We start from the raw sequence: 15,902 nt of genomic DNA, 5'->3' as shown, positions 1-15,902 counted from the left end.
GAGGCGTCCGGCAGGTCTTCGGCAGTGGCCGAGGAGCGCACGGCAACGGCCATGTTGTCGTTGCCGGCGGCCATTTCGGCGAAGGCCGTACGGATTTCCGAATCCAGGCGTGCCGGGAATTCGGCTTCCATGACCCACTGGCGAATCTGCGCGCCGGTTTTGGTCAGGGCGTTGATGTCATCCACGTCCAGTGCGTCGAGCGCGGCGTGAATCCTGTCGTTCAGACCACTCTGTTCGAGAAAATCGCGGTACGCCTGCGCCGTAGTGGCAAAGCCGCCCGGCACCGATACACCAGCACCGGCAAGGTTGCTGATCATCTCGCCCAGGGATGCGTTCTTGCCCCCCACATGCTCCACATCATGGACGCCGAGCTTATCGAGGGAAACTACGTACTCTACCAAGGTGATCTCTCCACTAACTGTGTTGGAAAAGCTCAAAAGGCGCCCGCCTGTCTTCTGTGACTTGGCCGGGCGTTTGTGGCCTGTACCTGGAAAATAGGCTCTGCAAATGTGGCAGAATGTCGACAGCCGCATTCGGCAAACCGAATTTATCATATCCAAGAATCTTCATCAGCTTAAGGCCCAGATCGCAAATGAAACGAACCGCGTTCTTCATCTCCGACGGCACCGGTATCACTGCCGAAACCCTGGGCCAGAGTCTGCTCGCGCAATTCGAGAGCATTCCGTTCAACAAATTCACCCGTCCCTACATCGATTCGCCAGACAAAGCGCGGACCATGGTCCAGCAAATCAACGCGGCGGCCGAGCGTGACGGGGTACGCCCGATCATCTTCGACACCATCGTCAACCAGGACATTCGCGAGATTCTGGCAACGTCGAATGGCTTCATGATCGACATCTTTTCTTCGTTTTTATCCCCACTTGAGCAAGAATTGACCGCCCATTCGTCGTATTCCGTGGGCAAATCGCACTCGATCGGCGGCAACTCAAACTACATGGAACGCATCGAGGCGGTGAATTTCGCCTTGGATAACGACGACGGTGCGCGCACCCACTACTACGACAAGGCCGACCTTATCCTGGTTGGCGTGTCGCGCTGCGGCAAAACCCCTACCTGCCTGTACATGGCCATGCAGTTCGGCATCCGCGCCGCCAACTACCCGCTGACCGAGGACGACATGGAACGCCTGCAGTTGCCGGCGGTGCTGAAAAAGCACCACAACAAGCTGTTCGGCCTGACCATCGACCCCGACCGCCTCACCGCCATCCGCCACGAGCGCAAGCCCAACAGCCGCTATTCCAGCTTTGCCCAGTGCGAATTCGAAGTGCGCGAGGTGGAGAGCCTGTTCCGCAGGGAGAACATTCCCAACATCAATTCCACGCATTTTTCGGTGGAAGAGATTTCGGCGAAGATCCTGGTCGAGAAAGGGGTGGAGCGCAGGTTCAAGTAAGCCTGCACCGGCCTCTTCGCGGGTTTACCCGCGAAAGGGCCAGCCCAGGAAAACAAGAAAGCCCCGGCATCACTGCCGGGGCTTTTTCATTTCAGCCTGGTGTTCAGGACGGCACCACCGCCGCCTGCCCGCTCATGGCCAGGTCGACCAGCTCGCGGTTGGCCACCGCGTACATCGCATAGTCGGTGCCAGTGGCATTGCGCAGGTCGTCGAGCATGGCGCGCCAGCGCTCCACCATCACCCGATGCTGCTCGGCCCACAGTGCCACACGGGCGTCCATGTCTTGCGGGGCATCGGCCATCTGCAGTACCGAGATGGTGATCGCCCGCTGCTGAAGGTCGATGTCGTCGCGGAACGCCTCGCGGGCCAGCGCCTGCCAGTTGTTTTCCACCGGCAGGTTGCTGATTTCCTGCAGGTACCAGGTCAGGTCCAGCGAGCTGCCCACGGCGAAGAACGCCTTGGCCACCTGCGCCGGATCATGGCCGGTGACGTCGGCCGCTTCGATGATCGGCAGCAGGGTGTACAGGTGGCTGGTACCGGCCACCATGCGCGCCAGCAACTCCGGCACACCGGCCTCGACGAAGCCCTGATAGCGCACCATCCAGCGCTCGCGGGTCGGGCCTTCGAGCAGCTCGTCCAGCTTGAGCCCCAGTTGCGCGATCTTCGGCCCGAAGTGCGCGGTGTCGCGCCCGGCGTCCTGTTCGTTGCGGCGACTACGCAAGAACCAGCGCGTGGCACGACGCCCCAGGCGCATCAGCTCGTCCATCAGGGTGAGCTGGATTTCTGCCGGCACCTGGTAGTCCAGTGCCTCGATCTGGCGGAACCAGTGCGGCAGGTGGAAGATATCGCGCACGATCACATAGGCCCCTGCAACGTTGGCCGGGCTCATCCCGGTCGACTCCTTCAGGCGCTGGACGAAGGTGATGCCCATGTTGTTGACCAGGTCGTTGGCGATCTGGGTGCTGACGATTTCGCGCTTCAGGCGATGGCGGCGCATGGCCTCGGCGAACTTGCTGACCAACGACGGTGGGAAAGCGGTTTCCATGTCGCGGGTCAGGTAGTCGTCGTCCGGCACCAGCGACTTGAGCAGTTGCTCCTTGAGGTCGATCTTGCTGTACGAGATCAGCACCGACAGCTCGGCGCGGGTCAGGCCCTGGCCGGCGGCCAGGCGCTCGGCCAGCTGTTCTTCGGACGGCAGGAACTCGATGGCGCGGTCCAGCTTGCCACGCGATTCCAGGTCGGCCATCAGGCGCTTGTATTCGGCAATCCGCTCGCGGGCACGGCGGGCCGCCAGCGACAGCGCCTGGGTCTGCTTGTAGTTGTTGCCCAGCACCAGGCCGGCCACTTCATCGGTCATGCTACCCAGCAGCTGGTTGCGCTGCTTCTCGGTCATGTCGCCACCCTGCACCACTTCGTTGAGCAGGATCTTGATGTTGACCTCGTGGTCGGAGCAGTCCACGCCGCCGGCGTTGTCGATGAAGTCGGTATTGGTGGCGCCGCCGTTCAGGCCGAATTCGACCCGGCCAAGCTGGGTCATGCCCAGGTTGCCGCCCTCGCCCACCACCTTGCAGCGCAGTTCGTTGCCATTGACCCGCAGTGCATCGTTGGCCTTGTCGCCAACATCGGCGTGGCTTTCGCTGCTGGCCTTCACATAGGTACCGATACCGCCGTTCCACAGCAGGTCCACCGGCGCCTTCAGCAGCGCGTTCAGCAGCTCGGTCGGGGTCAGGCGGTCGGCTTCGATGGCGAAGCGCTCTTTCATCTGCGGGCTGATGGCGATGCTTTTGGCACTGCGCGGGAAGATCCCGCCGCCTTCGGACATGATGCTGGTGTCGTAATCGCTCCAGGCCGAACGCGGCAGGTCGAACAGGCGCTTGCGCTCAGCGAAGCTCGATGCCGGCTCAGGATTCGGGTCGATGAAGATATGCAGGTGGTTGAACGCCGCCACCAGCTGCAATTTGTCGGACATCAGCAGGCCGTTGCCGAACACATCGCCGGCCATGTCGCCCACGCCGATGACGGTGATCGGGTCTTCCTGTACGTTGATGCCGCGCTCGCGGAAGTGGCGCTGCACGCCCACCCAGGCGCCACGTGCGGTGATGCCCATCTTCTTGTGGTCGTAACCGGCCGAGCCGCCCGAGGCAAAGGCATCACCCAGCCAGAAGCCGTAGTCGATGGCGATGCCGTTGGCGATGTCGGAGAAGGTCGCGGTGCCCTTGTCGGCCGCCACCACCAGGTACGGGTCGTCATCGTCGTGACGCACCACGTTGGCCGGCGGCACCACGCCACCGTCCTTGAGGTTGTCGGTGATGTCGAGCAGGCCGGAAATGAAGATGCGGTAGCACGCCACGCCTTCGGCGGCGATCTCGTCACGGCCGCCGCCCAGCGGCAGGCGACGCGGCAGGAAGCCGCCCTTGGCGCCAACCGGCACGATCACCGAGTTCTTCACCTGCTGGGCTTTGACCAGGCCCAGCACCTCGGTGCGGAAGTCCTCTTCGCGGTCGGACCAGCGCAGGCCGCCGCGGGCGACGTTGCCAAAGCGCAGGTGCACGCCCTCTACGCGCGGTGAATAGACGAAGATCTCGAACTTGGGCACCGGTTTGGGCAGTTCGGGGATCAGTTTGGGGTTGAACTTGAAGCTGAAGTACGACTTGTTCTGGCCGTTGGCGTCCGGCTGGTAGAAGTTGGTGCGCAGGGTGGCCTTGATAAGGTCCAGGTAGCGCCGCAGGATGCGGTCTTCGTTGAGCACCTGGACATCGTCCAGCGCGGTCAGGATGGCCTGTTCCAGGCGCTGCTGCTTGTCGTCCAGGTCGTCCTGGGTGAGCTTGCGCGCCAGGTAGAAGCGGGTCTTGAACAACCGGGTCAGCTCGCGGGCGATGTCGGTGTGGTTGTTCAGGGTGCTGGCGATGTAACCCAGGTCGAAGCCCAGGCGGATCTGCTTCAGGTAACGGGCGTACGCGCGCAGCAGCGCCACGTCGCGCCACGGCAGGCCGGCAGTCAGCACCAGGCGGTTGAAGGCGTCGTTTTCGGCGTCACCGCGCACGATATGGATGAAGGCATCCTGCAGGGTGTCGTTGAGCTGCTGGATATCCAGGCTCAGGCCTTCGCTGTAGGTGAAGGCGAAGTCGTGGATCCAGTACTCGCGGCCATTGGCATGGCGCAGGCGGTAGGGGAACTCGCCAAGCACGCGCAGGCCAAGGTTTTCCAGGATCGGCAGCACATCGGACAGCGCCAGCGGGGTGTCGGCGTGGTACAGCTTGCAGTGCAGGATGCGCTCACCCACTTGGGTCAGCGGCTGGTAGAAGCTCATCGCCAGTGGCTTGCTTTCAGACAGGTTCAGCACATGCTGCAGGTCGACCACGGCCGAGTGCGCGGCGAAGCGCTCGCGGTAACCGGCCGGGAAGCCTTTGGGGAAGTCGGCGAGGATGTTGGTGCCCTGGGCTTCGCCGAAGTTCTCCACCACCAGCGCCGAGTAGTCGTCATGCCACGAGCGGCACGCCTGGACCACTTCACGCTCGAGCTGCTGCGGGTCGATGTCGATGCGGTTCTTTGGGTCGACCCGTAGAATCAGTTGCACACGGGCCAGTACCGATTCGGAGAAGAAGGTCCAGAACTCACAGTCGCTGGCCTTCAGGCGCTCCATCAGCACCTGCTGGATCTTCTGCCGCACTTCGGTGGAATAGATTTCCCTTGGTACGTAAGCCAGGCAGTAGCAGAAGCGGCCGTACGGGTCCTTGCGCAGGAACACGCGGATCTTGTTGCGCTCCTGGATCTGCACGATCGCCATGACCGTGCTGAACAGCTCATCGATTGGTGTCTGGAACAGGTCGTCGCGCGGCAGCACTTCCAGCACCTGCGCCAGTTCCTTGCCCAGATGGGCCTTGGGATCGAAGCCCGAGCGGCGCTCGACTTCGGCCACCTTCACGCGGATGTACGGAATGGCATGCACGCTTTCGCCATACACCGACGAGGTGTACAGGCCCATGAAGCGGTGTTCCTTGACCACCTTGCCATCGGCATCCAGCTGGCGGATCGACACGTAGTCAGGGTAGGCCGGGCGGTGTACGCGGCTGGGCAGTGCAGCCTTGGCGAACGACAGCAGCAGCGGCTCGTTGAGGTAGGCCACGGCGTAGTCTTCGATGCGCAGCTCTTCTGTCGTCAGGCCCACACGCAGGCGGCGCGGCAGGCCAAGGAACGACTGCTCGTCGTACACCATCTGGCCGCCATCGGCGTCGCCCTTGACGGTGAACTCTTCATAGCCCAGGAAGGTGAAGTGGTTATCCAGCAGCCATTCGAGGAAGGCTTTGACTTCGCCCTTTTCGTGTTGCGCTGGGCCAAAGGCGGTCTGCTCCACCTGCGCCACCACTTCACGCAGCTTGGCCTTCATCGGTTCGAAGTCGGCCACTGCCACCCGTACTTCGGCCAGCACCTGCTCGATTTCTCGGGTCAGCACCGTCAGCTCGGCGGCGTTGGCGCAGCGGTCGATCTCCAGGTACATCAGCGACTCGTGGCGCACGCCCTCGCCCTGGGTGCCCTTGGGCAGCAGTTCAAGCAGCTCGCCCTTGGCACCACGGCGCACGCTGAGCACGGTGGTCTGCAGGGTGTGGATACTGTAGCCGCGGCGGTTGAGCTCGGTGCGCACCGAGTCGACCAGGAACGGCAGGTCGTGGTGCAGCACCTCGACCACGGTATGGGTCGATTGCCAGCCGTTGCGTTCGTAATCAGGGTTGTACACGCGCACTTGCGGGTACTCGGGGTCGAAACGCTCGATGATGCGCCAGGCTGACAGGGTGCAGCCGGCCAGGTCGGAAAGCCTGCGCTGGGTGAGTTCGTCCAGAGAGATGATGCCGAAGAACTGCTCGGCGAACAGCGTCACTTGTGGCAGGGACTGTTCGCTGATGTGCTGCGCCAGGGCCGCTTGCAGTTGATGCTGGAAGTCGGCTTTGCTGGCTGCGGTGAAGAACGCCATCTGTGGTACTCCGCTTGGGCTTTGTAATAGTTGAAGCGTCGCTGCGTGCGCCGTGTACGGATCAACGATAGCCAACCCGTGGCAAGGCGGACGGTAAAACCAGGCGTTGAACGTGCGCAGGCACGCCCAGGGCTCGCCGAAGCTTAACGACTGATCGGTCATCAACGCTTGCAGCGCTGCGACAATTTCGGTCAAGGGGCGGTAACTTTACGTTTATGCCTGTACGCAAGACTGTCAGAATTCCCTTCCGTTTCCTTTGATCCGAGCCTGCTCATGCAAATCAACACCGCACTGCTGTTCGCCACCCCTTGCGATGACGAGGAAGACAACATGGCGACCCTGTGCTGCCACAGCGACAAGGGTCAGATGTTTCTGCTTACCCGCTACCCGGACGAAGACACCGTCGACCTGACCCTGGATGACGAGCCGTCGACGCTGGATGGGCTGAAAGTCACCCTGAGCGCCAAGCGCCTGCTGATCGAAGTGGCGGCCGGCGACCGGGATGCATTGAAGGGGGACGAGGTGCTGGAAATCAACCTGACCAGCGCACTGAGCGACATGGATGAAGTGAAGCAAACCCTGGAGAACATCCTGGCCGGGACCGGGACCTTCGTCTGCGAGCTCTGAGCCCGAACCTACCGCAACGCCGCCTGCATCGCCTGCGCCTGCTCCCGCAACGCCTCGCAAAACGGCTCCACCGCCGCCGAGGCCGGCCGGTGGTCCGGGCGTATCAGCATCACCTGGTACGGCACCGACACCCGTAACCTGCGGATCGGCAGCCCGCCCTGGGCCGCCTCCAGCCCGCTCAGCGGATTGATGATCGCCACCCCCAGGCCTTGCCTGACCATGGCGCACACCGACGCGGCGCTGGTGGTCTCGATGATGGTGCGGCGGTTAACCCCCACTGCACGAAAGTGCTGGTCCAGGCGCTGGCGGTAGATGTCCAGGCTGGCCAGGTTGATGAAATCGACCTCGTGAAAATCGCTCAGTTCCAGCTCGGCCTTGGCCTGTAACGGGTGATGCTCGGGTAACACGCACACCATGTTGGCGCTGAACAGCAATTCACCATAAGCGCCGCGCGGTATCTGCTCGACCTCGGTCAGGCCAAGGTCGTGCTGCTGGGCAACCAGCGACTCCTCCAGCAAGGGCGACTCCTGCGCCAGGATGCTCACGCTCACGCCCCGGTGCTGCTGGTGAAAGCGCTGACAGGCCTTGGGCAACAAGGTCTGTGAAAACAGCGGCAGGCAGGTGATGGCCAGCCGCCCCTGCTCGAAATTGCGGATGGCCTGGGCAAAGCGATCGATGCGTTCCAGCCCGACATAGGCACGCTCGACCTCTTCGATCAACAGCAATGCCTGGGCCGTTGCCACCAAACGCCCACCTTCGCGCTCGAACAGATTCAGCCCGGTCACCTGCTCCAGGCGCGCCAGCTCGCGACTGACAGTGGGCTGCGAGGTGAACAGCAGCCGCGCCGCGCCGGTGACACTGCCTGCGGCCATGATGGCGCGGAACACTTCGATATGGCGGACGGACAGTTTCACGGCAGCACTCGGTGGGTCGACAATGGGCATATCAAATATGAATGGCCATCAGAAAAATAGCTATTTTTCTGAATTCCTGCTTTGCCTCATGCTCGTGGCCTTTCTTATAGGAGTAGCGCCACCATGACCGCACCCTTCACCCTCCTGGCCGAAGCCGTCCGCCAGCACGGCTCGCCGCTGTGGGCGTACGACACCGGTACCATCGCCGAACGTGTCGAGCAGTTGAAGGTGTTCGACACCGTGCGCTTCGCCCAGAAAGCCAACCCCAACCTGCATGTGCTGCGCCTGATGCGCGCCCATGGCCTGGTGCTGGACGCCGTGTCGCTGGGCGAAATGGAACGGGCCTTCGCCGCAGGTGCCAGCGTGGGCGGTGACCCTGCCGGCGTGGTGCTGACCTGTGACGCACTGGACCGCCCCACCCTGGAACGCGTGGTGGCCTCGAAAATCGAAGTCAACGCCGGCTCCATCGACATGCTGCGCCAACTCGGGGAACGCTCGCCCGGCCACCGCGTCTGGATCCGTATCAACCCAGGCTTCGGCCATGGCCACAGCCGCAAGACCAACACCGGCGGTGAAAACAGCAAGCATGGCATCTGGCACGAAGAGCTGGACGAGGCGCTGGCGTGCATCAAGGCGCACGGCCTGCACCTGGTGGGCGTGCACATGCACATTGGCTCGGGAGTGGACTACCAGCACCTGGAGCAGGTGGCTCGCTCGATGATCGAGCTGATCGGCCGCCTGGGCGTGGACATCGAAGCCTTCTCCATTGGTGGCGGGCTGTCCACCCCTTACCGCAAAACCGACAAGCCAGTCGACCTGCAACGCTATGCCCAGACCTGGGCAGTGGCGCGCAAGGAAATCGAAGCGATGCTCGGCCACCCGGTGCGCATGGAAATCGAGCCGGGGCGCTTCCTGGTGGCCGAGTCGGGCTACCTCGTGGCCGAAGTGCGTGCCGTCAAGCAAGTGGGCCGCAATACCTTCGTCATGATCGACGCCGGCTTCAACGACCTGATGCGCCCGGCGATGTACGGCGCCTACCACGGCATGACCCTGCTCGATGCCAACGGCCAGCCGGTGGACCGTCCACGGCAACCGACCGTGGTGGCCGGGCCGCTGTGCGAGTCGGGTGACGTGTTCACCCAGGATGACCAGGAACTGACCCCGCAGGAGCTGCCCCAGGCACAGGTGGGCGACCTGCTGGTGATCCACGACGCCGGTGCCTATGGCGCGTCGATGTCGTCGAACTACAACAGCCGGCCGCTGCTGCCGGAGTTTCTGATCGAGGACGGGGCACTGCGCATGATCCGTCGGCGCCAGACCGTGCAGGACCTCCTGGACTTGGAAGCGGGCTTTTAACCGCCGCATCATTGGGGGCCGCCCTGCGGCCCCAAATGCCCCTTGCAATCGCCCTGGCTCATCGCGACAATGCGATCAATTCCTATTCATATTGCGAATTTGACGCCATGTCGACGCTCGATCATCAGGCCCTGCATCAGCTCTACAGCGAAAACAACGGCTGGCTGAAGGGCTGGCTACGCGCCCGCCTGGGCAACGCCGCCGATGCCTCCGACCTGGCGCACGATACCTTTTTGCGGGTGATGACCGCGCGCAATCAATTGCCGATCCGCGAGCCGCGCAGCTACCTCAGCGCCATCGCCCGTGCGCTGCTGATCGACAAGGTCCGCCGCCGCACCATCGAACAAGCCTATCTGCAGGCCCTGGCCTTGCGCCCGGAACCGGTGGAGGTTTCGCCAGAGGTGCGCTTGTCCATCATCGAAATGCTGGTAACCGTGGACAGCCTGCTCGACGAACTCGGCGCCAAGACCCGCGCCATCTTCCTGGCGGTGCAACTGGAAGGCCTGACCTACGGTGCTGCGGCCGAGCGCTTCGGCGTGTCGGTGACCACCGTGAAGAATCACCTGATCAAGGCCATGACCCGCTGCCTGCTGGCAGTCGAAGGCTGAGCCGATGGATCTCAAGACACTCGAAGCCGCTGCCACCTGGTATGTACAGCTCAACGACGGCGCCAACAGCGAGGCCCGCACCCAGGCCTGGCGGCAGTGGTTGCAGGCCAGCCCACAACACGCTGCCGCCTGGGCTCGGGTAGAAAAGCTGCAGCAACAGTGGGCCATGCTGCCACCACAGGCGGCGCTGTCCAGCCTCGGCGCGGCACAGGCGCAGCGGCGCGAAGTGCTGAAGGTGCTGAGCCTGTTGCTGGCGATGGGCGCAGGTGGCTGGCTGGCCGCCGAGCAGGTGCCCTATCGCTCCCTGCTGGCCCAACAACGTACCGGCAGCCGCGAACGAAGCACCCTGCAATTGGTGGACGGCTCGCAGTTGGAGCTGAACGTGGGCACCGCGCTGGACGTGCGCTATGACGCGAAAGTGCGGGCGATTCAGCTGTATCAAGGGGAAATTCTGGTCCGCCCGGTCAGCGACCTTCAGCAGCGCCCATTCATCGTGCACACCGATGACGGCAGCGTGCTTGCCCGCAGTACCGAGTTCAGCATCCGCAAACTTGCGCGCCAGACCCGCGTGGGCGTGCTTCAGGGCAGCGTCGAGGTACGTCCACAGCGCCACCTTGATCGGCTGCTGCAACTGCAAGCGGGCCAACAAGTGAGTTTTGACCAGGATGACTTCGCCACCGCCCAGGCTCTACCCGCCGATTCCACGGCCTGGCTGCAGGGCATGCTGAGCGTTAACGACTGGCGGCTGGGCGACTTCATCGAAGAACTGGGGCGCTATCGGCCAGGCGTGCTGCGCTGCGCCTCCGCAATCCGGGCCATGAGTATCTCCGGAGCATTTCGCATCGATGATACCGATATCGCTTTGGCCAACCTGCCGAAAACCCTCCCTGTGAGGGTGCACTACCTCAGCCGCTATTGGGTGAGCGTGGAGCCTGCCTGAGCAGGCGCTGAAAAACCTACGCGCGAACCTTGCTGATTTCGATTCTCGTCCGTCCCTGACACAAGCCGCGACGACAGCGACTTTCTGCCATGACTCGGAAGGATCACGCAATGCCTCATCTGTACCCCACCCCTGCAACCAAACTGACCCAGGCCGTGCGCCTGGTGCTGTTCGGCATGTCCCTTGCCAGCGCGCCGTGCCTGCTGCTGATGCCTGCCCAGGCCATGGCTCAAAGCCAGACCGCCTACCATGTCCCCGCTGGCCCTTTGGGCAATGCCATCACCCAGTTTGGCGTGCAGGCGGGTGTGACCATTTCGTTCGACACCGAGCAGACCCGCAACCTGAGCAGCGCAGGCCTGGAAGGCAGCTACAGCGTCGAGGAAGGGCTGGTGCGGTTACTGAGCAATAGCGGCTTGCAGGCGCAGCGCCAGGGCAATGGCGGTTATGTGCTGGTGCCGGCAGACTACGGCACGGCCATGGAGCTGGGGCCGCTGAACATCGACTCCAATCGGCTGGATGCGACCAGCGAGGGCACCCAGTCATACACCGCCCGCGCAGTGACCATCGGCAAGGGCGTCCATACGCTGAAAGAAACCCCGCAGGCGGTCACCGTGATGACCCGCAAGATGCTTGACGACCAGAACCTGAACACCCTCGAACAGGTACTGGACAAGACCCCTGGCATCACCGTGTACGACTCGCCCATGGGCGGCAAATACTTCTACTCCCGTGGTTTCAACCTGGACGGCCAGTACCAGTACGACGGCGTGCCGCTGGACGTGGGTGGCAACTACGTGCAGGCCAACAGCTTTTCCAGCGACATGGCGTTCTACGACCGCGTCGAAATCCTCAAAGGCGCGGCCGGGATGATGAAGGGCTCCGGCTCCTCCGCTGGTGGTGTCAACTTCGTGCGCAAGCGCGGCCAGGACAAGGCCACGACCACTGTCACCCTGTCCGCCGGCAGCTGGGACAACTATCGCGGCCAAGTCGACGTAGGCGGCCCGCTGAACGAGTCGGGCAGCGTGCGGGGCCGCGCGGTGGCAGCCCTGCAGGACCGCCAGTATTTCTATGACACGGCCAAGCGCCAGGACCAGATACTGTATGGCGCCATCGACTGGGACGTCAGCGCCGACACCACCCTGGGCTTCGGCCTGGCCTACGAGGACGTCGATGCCACACCGTGCTATGCCGGCGTGCCACGCTACGCCGATGGCAGTGACCTGAAGCTGTCGCGTTCCACCTGCCTGGGGGCCAGTTGGAACGACCTGCAAAGCCAGCGTATTACCGGCTTTGCCGACTTCAAGCACCGCTTCAACGATGACTGGACACTGAACTTCGCCTCGGTCTACACCCACAACGACCAGGACATCGAATACGCCTACTCCGAAGGCACGGTGCCGGTCGGCGCCAACACCGCCAGCATGGCCGTCCGCGCCGGTCGTTTCGACTACGACCAGGACGACTACGGCTTCGATAGCTATATTGATGGCAAGTTCGAGGCGTTCGGCCTGCAGCATGAGCTGATCATCGGCGCCAACGCCAGCCGGCAGAAAACCCATGATTACTTCGCGCTGATTCTACTGGACGGCAAGCAGAACCCGTTCAACCCCTCCCCGAACTTCCCTCGCCCGTCCAAGGACGATTACCTGGTCAACCCGACCCGTGGTGGCAGCGTACCAACCGATTCCACCACCACCCAATACGGCACCTACGCCAACCTGCGCTTGAAGCTGGCAGAGCCGCTTACCCTGGTACTGGGCGCGCGGGTCAGCTGGTACCGCAACAAGAGCGACTCCTACACCGAGTTCTACGATTACTGGGTGAACAACCGCAGTGAGGAAAACGGCCAGGTCACGCCGTTCGCCGCCGTGCTTTACGACCTGAACGACCAGTGGACCGCCTACGCCAGCTACGCCGACATCTTCCAGCCGCAGAGCGACAAGGTGAACGCCGAGCGGCAGCCACTTCAGCCCAAGACCGGTGCCAACTACGAGATTGGCATCAAGGGCGAGCTGCTTGGCGGCGCGCTGAATACCTCGTTCAACCTGTTCCGCACCGTCGAGAACCACCGCGCGGAAAGCGACTACATCGAGACCTGCCCGTCAGGCGACGGGTATTGCTACACCGACAGCGGCAAGGTGCGCGCGCAGGGTTTCGAAGCCGAGATCAGCGGCTCGCCGATCGAGCGCCTGCAACTGTTGGCGGGCTACACCTACACCCAGACCAAATACCTGAAGACCATCGAAGACAGCGACCCCACCGAGCTGACGTTCACCTCCAGCTTCATTCCACGGCACATGTTCAAAGTGTGGGGTGACTACCAGCTGGGCGGTGCCCTGGAACGCTGGACCCTCGGTGCCGGTCTGAACAGCCAGAGCGAGAACTTCCGCACCACCCGCAACACCCGCGTCGAGCAGGCGGGCTACACCGTGTGGAACGGCCGCGTGCAGTATCGCCTGGACCAGAACTGGACCGTCGCCCTCAACGGCAACAACCTGTTCGACAAGAAGTACTACGCCACCATCGGTGCGCCGGGCTGGGGTAACTTCTATGGTGAGCCGCGTAACTTCATGGTGACCTTGCAGGGGGCGTTCTAAACCTGGCCACCGTCCAACGAGCGCACGCCGCCCATGTAGTGCTCCAGGCGGCTGCGCAGCCAGCGCTCGGCGGGGTCGCTGTCGGTGGTGCTCAACCAGACCATCGCCAGCTCCAGCGCCGTGGTTTCGAACGGCAACTGCTCAGCCTGCAGGTTGCCCCAACGCTCCATGCCCTGTGCGGCATAGTCCGGGCAACAGGCCAGCAGGTCGGTGCCAGCCAGAATCGCCGGCAGCGAACTGAACTGCGGCACCGACAACACCACCTTGCGTTCGCGGCCAATCTCTTTAAGCCAATCGTCTACCACACCCTGGGTGTTGGCGGTGGGCGAAACCTGAACGTGCGGGCGGGCGCAGAACTCATCCAGTGTCAGTGGCGTGGCCGACTTGTCGGCGCGCACTACCCTGCCCTGCATCGTGCGCAGTACCTTGCGCTTGGCATTGGCAGGCAGCCCCTTGGTCTGGCTGATGCCGACCGTTACATCGCCCGCTGCCAGCAAGTCGGGGATGCGCCAGTAATCCACATGCTGCACGACCACCACCACATTCGGCGCCTCGACCCGCAACGCCCGCAACAGCGGCGGCAACAGCCCGGACTCGACGTCATCGGACAAACCGATGCGGAAGGTCATCTTGCTGGTCAAGGGGTCGAAATCGTGGGTCAGGCTGAGGGCGACGGACATCGCATCCAGGGCCGGGGTGAGGTACTTGATCACCTCTTCGGCCCTGGCCGAGGGCTCCATGCGGTTACCCACACGGACCAGCAACGGGTCGTTGAACATCGCACGCAACCTGGCCAGCGCGGCGCTGACCGTGGGTTGGGCGACGAACAGCTTTTCCGCGGCACGGGTGAGGTTGCGCTCCTGCATCAGGGCTTCGAACACCACCATCAGGTTGATATCGGCTTTGCGCAGTTCGTTGCGGTTCATTGGCGCCCCCGGCCCGTTCGTGTTGTGCGGGTTCAATTCCAGCATCGACAAGCAGCCTAGTCGAGTCAAAACCTGCAGCGCACCGCCATTGCCCCACACTGCGCAATCCGGGTAATCTTCCGCACTCTTCCCTTCCGGCCTCCCCTGCCGTGCACCGCCCAGGCGTTAACTCGCGAAGCGGTCATTCATGATGCCGACCCCCGCATGGCCGCCACCTGCTGGCGCGCCCATCCGCCATCAATTCACTCAGGATGACCGCATGATCATTCGCCAAGGCATCGCTGCAGACTACCCGCAGCTGCTCGACATCTGGCTGCGCGCCGTACGCGCGACGCACCACTTTCTACAACCCTGCGACATCGACGCGCTGTTGCCACAGCTGCGTGACCTGTATTTTCCGGCCGTCGAGCTGTGGGTTGCAGTAGACACCGATGACCAGCCCCTGGGCTTCATCGGCTTCAATGAAAACCACGTGGAAATGCTCTTCGTCGACCCCGCGCGCCACGGCCAGGGCATTGGCCGCGCACTGCTGGATTTCGGCCGCCAGTCGCGCAGCACGATGAGTGTCGATGTCAACGAGCAGAACCCGCAGGCAACAGGGTTTTACCAGCACTATGGCTTTGTCCAGACCGGCCGCTCGCCGCTGGACGGTGAAGGCCGCCCGTTTCCTTTGCTGCACATGAGCTTGCCCGCCGACCCATGACCGACACTGGGCGACCAACCTGCAGAGGGCCGGTGAAGCGTTCGAAATTCTGTCGCTGATACACTATCAAGCGATGAAGTTTGCGAGACCGAGCAAAGGTATGAACCCGACGCGCTATTCCACCGTGGCAAAGGACTTGATGGAAGGCATTGCCAGTGGCCGCTACCCGGTAGGCAGCCTGCTGCCGACCGAGTTCGAGCTGTGCGACCTTTACGAGGTGAGCCGTCATACGGTGCGCGCAGCGATCGACCAGCTGCTCAACCAGGGGCTGGTGTCGCGGCGCAAGCGCGTGGGCACTCGGGTCGAGGCCAGCAGCCCGCGCGGCGGCTATTCGCAATCGCTGGCCAGCGTGGCCGACCTTGCACACCTGGCCGAAACCCAGCAGCGGGAAATCCAGAACGTGCGCCACTTCGTCGCCGACCTGAGCGAGGCCACGCGGCTGGGGTTGGTGCCGGGGGAGCATTACTTCTGCGTGTCGAGCATTCGCGTCGACCGCCTGCACAATGCCGCACCGCTGTGCTGGACCGATGTGTATGCACAGCGCGACCATGCCGAGGTTATCGAGCTGGCGCGCGAACACCCCGACCAGCTGATTGCCGGGCTGATCGAGCAGCACTATGGCCGGTCGATCGCCGTGGTCGACCAGCAGGTGCGGGCGGTGTTGCTGACCGCTGAAATGGCCCGGGTGCTAAGGGCCGAGGCGGGTTCGCCTGGGCTGAAGATCACCCGCCATTACCGCGAGGAAAACGGTGACCTGATGGCGGTTTCCGAGACCGTGCACCCGGATGACCGCTTTACCCTGGTCACCCAGATGCGTCGCGACCGTTCGCCATCCTGATCGCGCAATCGGG

The 15,902-nt window shown here is 63.1% G+C and carries 12 protein-coding genes; 8 read left to right on the top strand and 4 right to left on the bottom strand.

What is annotated here, in order from left to right:
• The coding region (locus APH35_RS24180) for a PEP/pyruvate-binding domain-containing protein (protein WP_305728975.1) at window positions 1–401 on the bottom strand (401 nt) is incomplete at its 3' end.
• Window positions 402–592: 191 nt separating this feature from the next.
• On the opposite strand from APH35_RS24180, the gene ppsR reads away from it, so the two are divergent.
• Window positions 593–1,411 (top strand): posphoenolpyruvate synthetase regulatory kinase/phosphorylase PpsR, encoded by an 819-nt coding sequence (gene ppsR, locus APH35_RS24175; RefSeq protein ID WP_012271263.1) that lies wholly within the window; start codon window positions 593–595, stop codon window positions 1,409–1,411.
• Window positions 1,412–1,514: 103 nt separating this feature from the next.
• Here the strand turns inward: ppsR and APH35_RS24170 are convergent, their stop codons facing one another.
• Complete coding sequence (locus tag APH35_RS24170) at window positions 1,515–6,380, bottom strand: NAD-glutamate dehydrogenase (protein WP_012271262.1); 4,866 nt, start codon at window positions 6,378–6,380, stop codon at window positions 1,515–1,517.
• A 273-nt stretch (window positions 6,381–6,653) separates the two neighbouring features.
• On the opposite strand from APH35_RS24170, the gene APH35_RS24165 reads away from it, so the two are divergent.
• On the top strand, window positions 6,654–7,007 hold the full coding sequence (locus APH35_RS24165; protein WP_060493287.1) for a hypothetical protein: 354 nt from the start codon (window positions 6,654–6,656) through the stop codon (window positions 7,005–7,007).
• 8 nt (window positions 7,008–7,015) lie between these two features.
• Here the strand turns inward: APH35_RS24165 and APH35_RS24160 are convergent, their stop codons facing one another.
• On the bottom strand, window positions 7,016–7,921 hold the full coding sequence (locus APH35_RS24160) for a LysR family transcriptional regulator (protein WP_060515656.1): 906 nt from the start codon (window positions 7,919–7,921) through the stop codon (window positions 7,016–7,018).
• Window positions 7,922–8,044: 123 nt separating this feature from the next.
• Between APH35_RS24160 and lysA the strand changes: the two genes are divergently transcribed.
• The 4 genes from lysA to APH35_RS24140 all read left to right on the top strand — a co-directional run bounded on the left by lysA (window position 8,045) and on the right by APH35_RS24140 (window position 13,422).
• A complete protein-coding gene (gene lysA, locus APH35_RS24155; protein WP_060515655.1) occupies window positions 8,045–9,277 on the top strand; it encodes a diaminopimelate decarboxylase in 1,233 nt (410 codons plus the stop codon).
• Between the two features lie 107 nt (window positions 9,278–9,384).
• Window positions 9,385–9,885 carry a sigma-70 family RNA polymerase sigma factor gene (locus tag APH35_RS24150; RefSeq protein ID WP_060493289.1) on the top strand — a complete coding sequence of 167 codons (501 nt, stop codon included), beginning with the start codon at window positions 9,385–9,387 and terminating at the stop codon, window positions 9,883–9,885.
• A 4-nt stretch (window positions 9,886–9,889) separates the two neighbouring features.
• Window positions 9,890–10,825 carry a FecR domain-containing protein gene (locus tag APH35_RS24145; RefSeq protein WP_012271257.1) on the top strand — a complete coding sequence of 312 codons (936 nt, stop codon included), beginning with the start codon at window positions 9,890–9,892 and terminating at the stop codon, window positions 10,823–10,825.
• A gap of 110 nt (window positions 10,826–10,935) precedes the next feature.
• A complete protein-coding gene (locus tag APH35_RS24140) occupies window positions 10,936–13,422 on the top strand; it encodes a TonB-dependent siderophore receptor (protein WP_060515654.1) in 2,487 nt (828 codons plus the stop codon).
• On the opposite strand, the gene APH35_RS24135 is transcribed toward APH35_RS24140, so the two are convergent.
• Window positions 13,419–14,348 (bottom strand): LysR substrate-binding domain-containing protein, encoded by a 930-nt coding sequence (locus APH35_RS24135; RefSeq protein WP_171577270.1) that lies wholly within the window; start codon window positions 14,346–14,348, stop codon window positions 13,419–13,421. The genes APH35_RS24140 and APH35_RS24135 overlap by 4 nt on opposite strands.
• A 259-nt stretch (window positions 14,349–14,607) precedes the next feature.
• Between APH35_RS24135 and APH35_RS24130 the strand changes: the two genes are divergently transcribed.
• Both APH35_RS24130 and APH35_RS24125 read left to right on the top strand, forming a co-directional pair.
• Window positions 14,608–15,051 carry an acetyltransferase gene (locus tag APH35_RS24130; RefSeq protein ID WP_060493291.1) on the top strand — a complete coding sequence of 148 codons (444 nt, stop codon included), beginning with the start codon at window positions 14,608–14,610 and terminating at the stop codon, window positions 15,049–15,051.
• 100 nt (window positions 15,052–15,151) lie between these two features.
• On the top strand, window positions 15,152–15,889 hold the full coding sequence (locus APH35_RS24125; RefSeq protein WP_012271253.1) for a GntR family transcriptional regulator: 738 nt from the start codon (window positions 15,152–15,154) through the stop codon (window positions 15,887–15,889).
• Window positions 15,890–15,902: the final 13 nt, after the last annotated feature.

This window comes from Pseudomonas sp. NBRC 111132, assembly GCF_001320565.1.
Classification (GTDB): domain Bacteria; phylum Pseudomonadota; class Gammaproteobacteria; order Pseudomonadales; family Pseudomonadaceae; genus Aquipseudomonas; species Aquipseudomonas putida_P.
The sequence above is the reverse complement of the archived record's forward strand: the minus strand, read 5'-3'. Positions and strand labels throughout refer to the sequence as shown.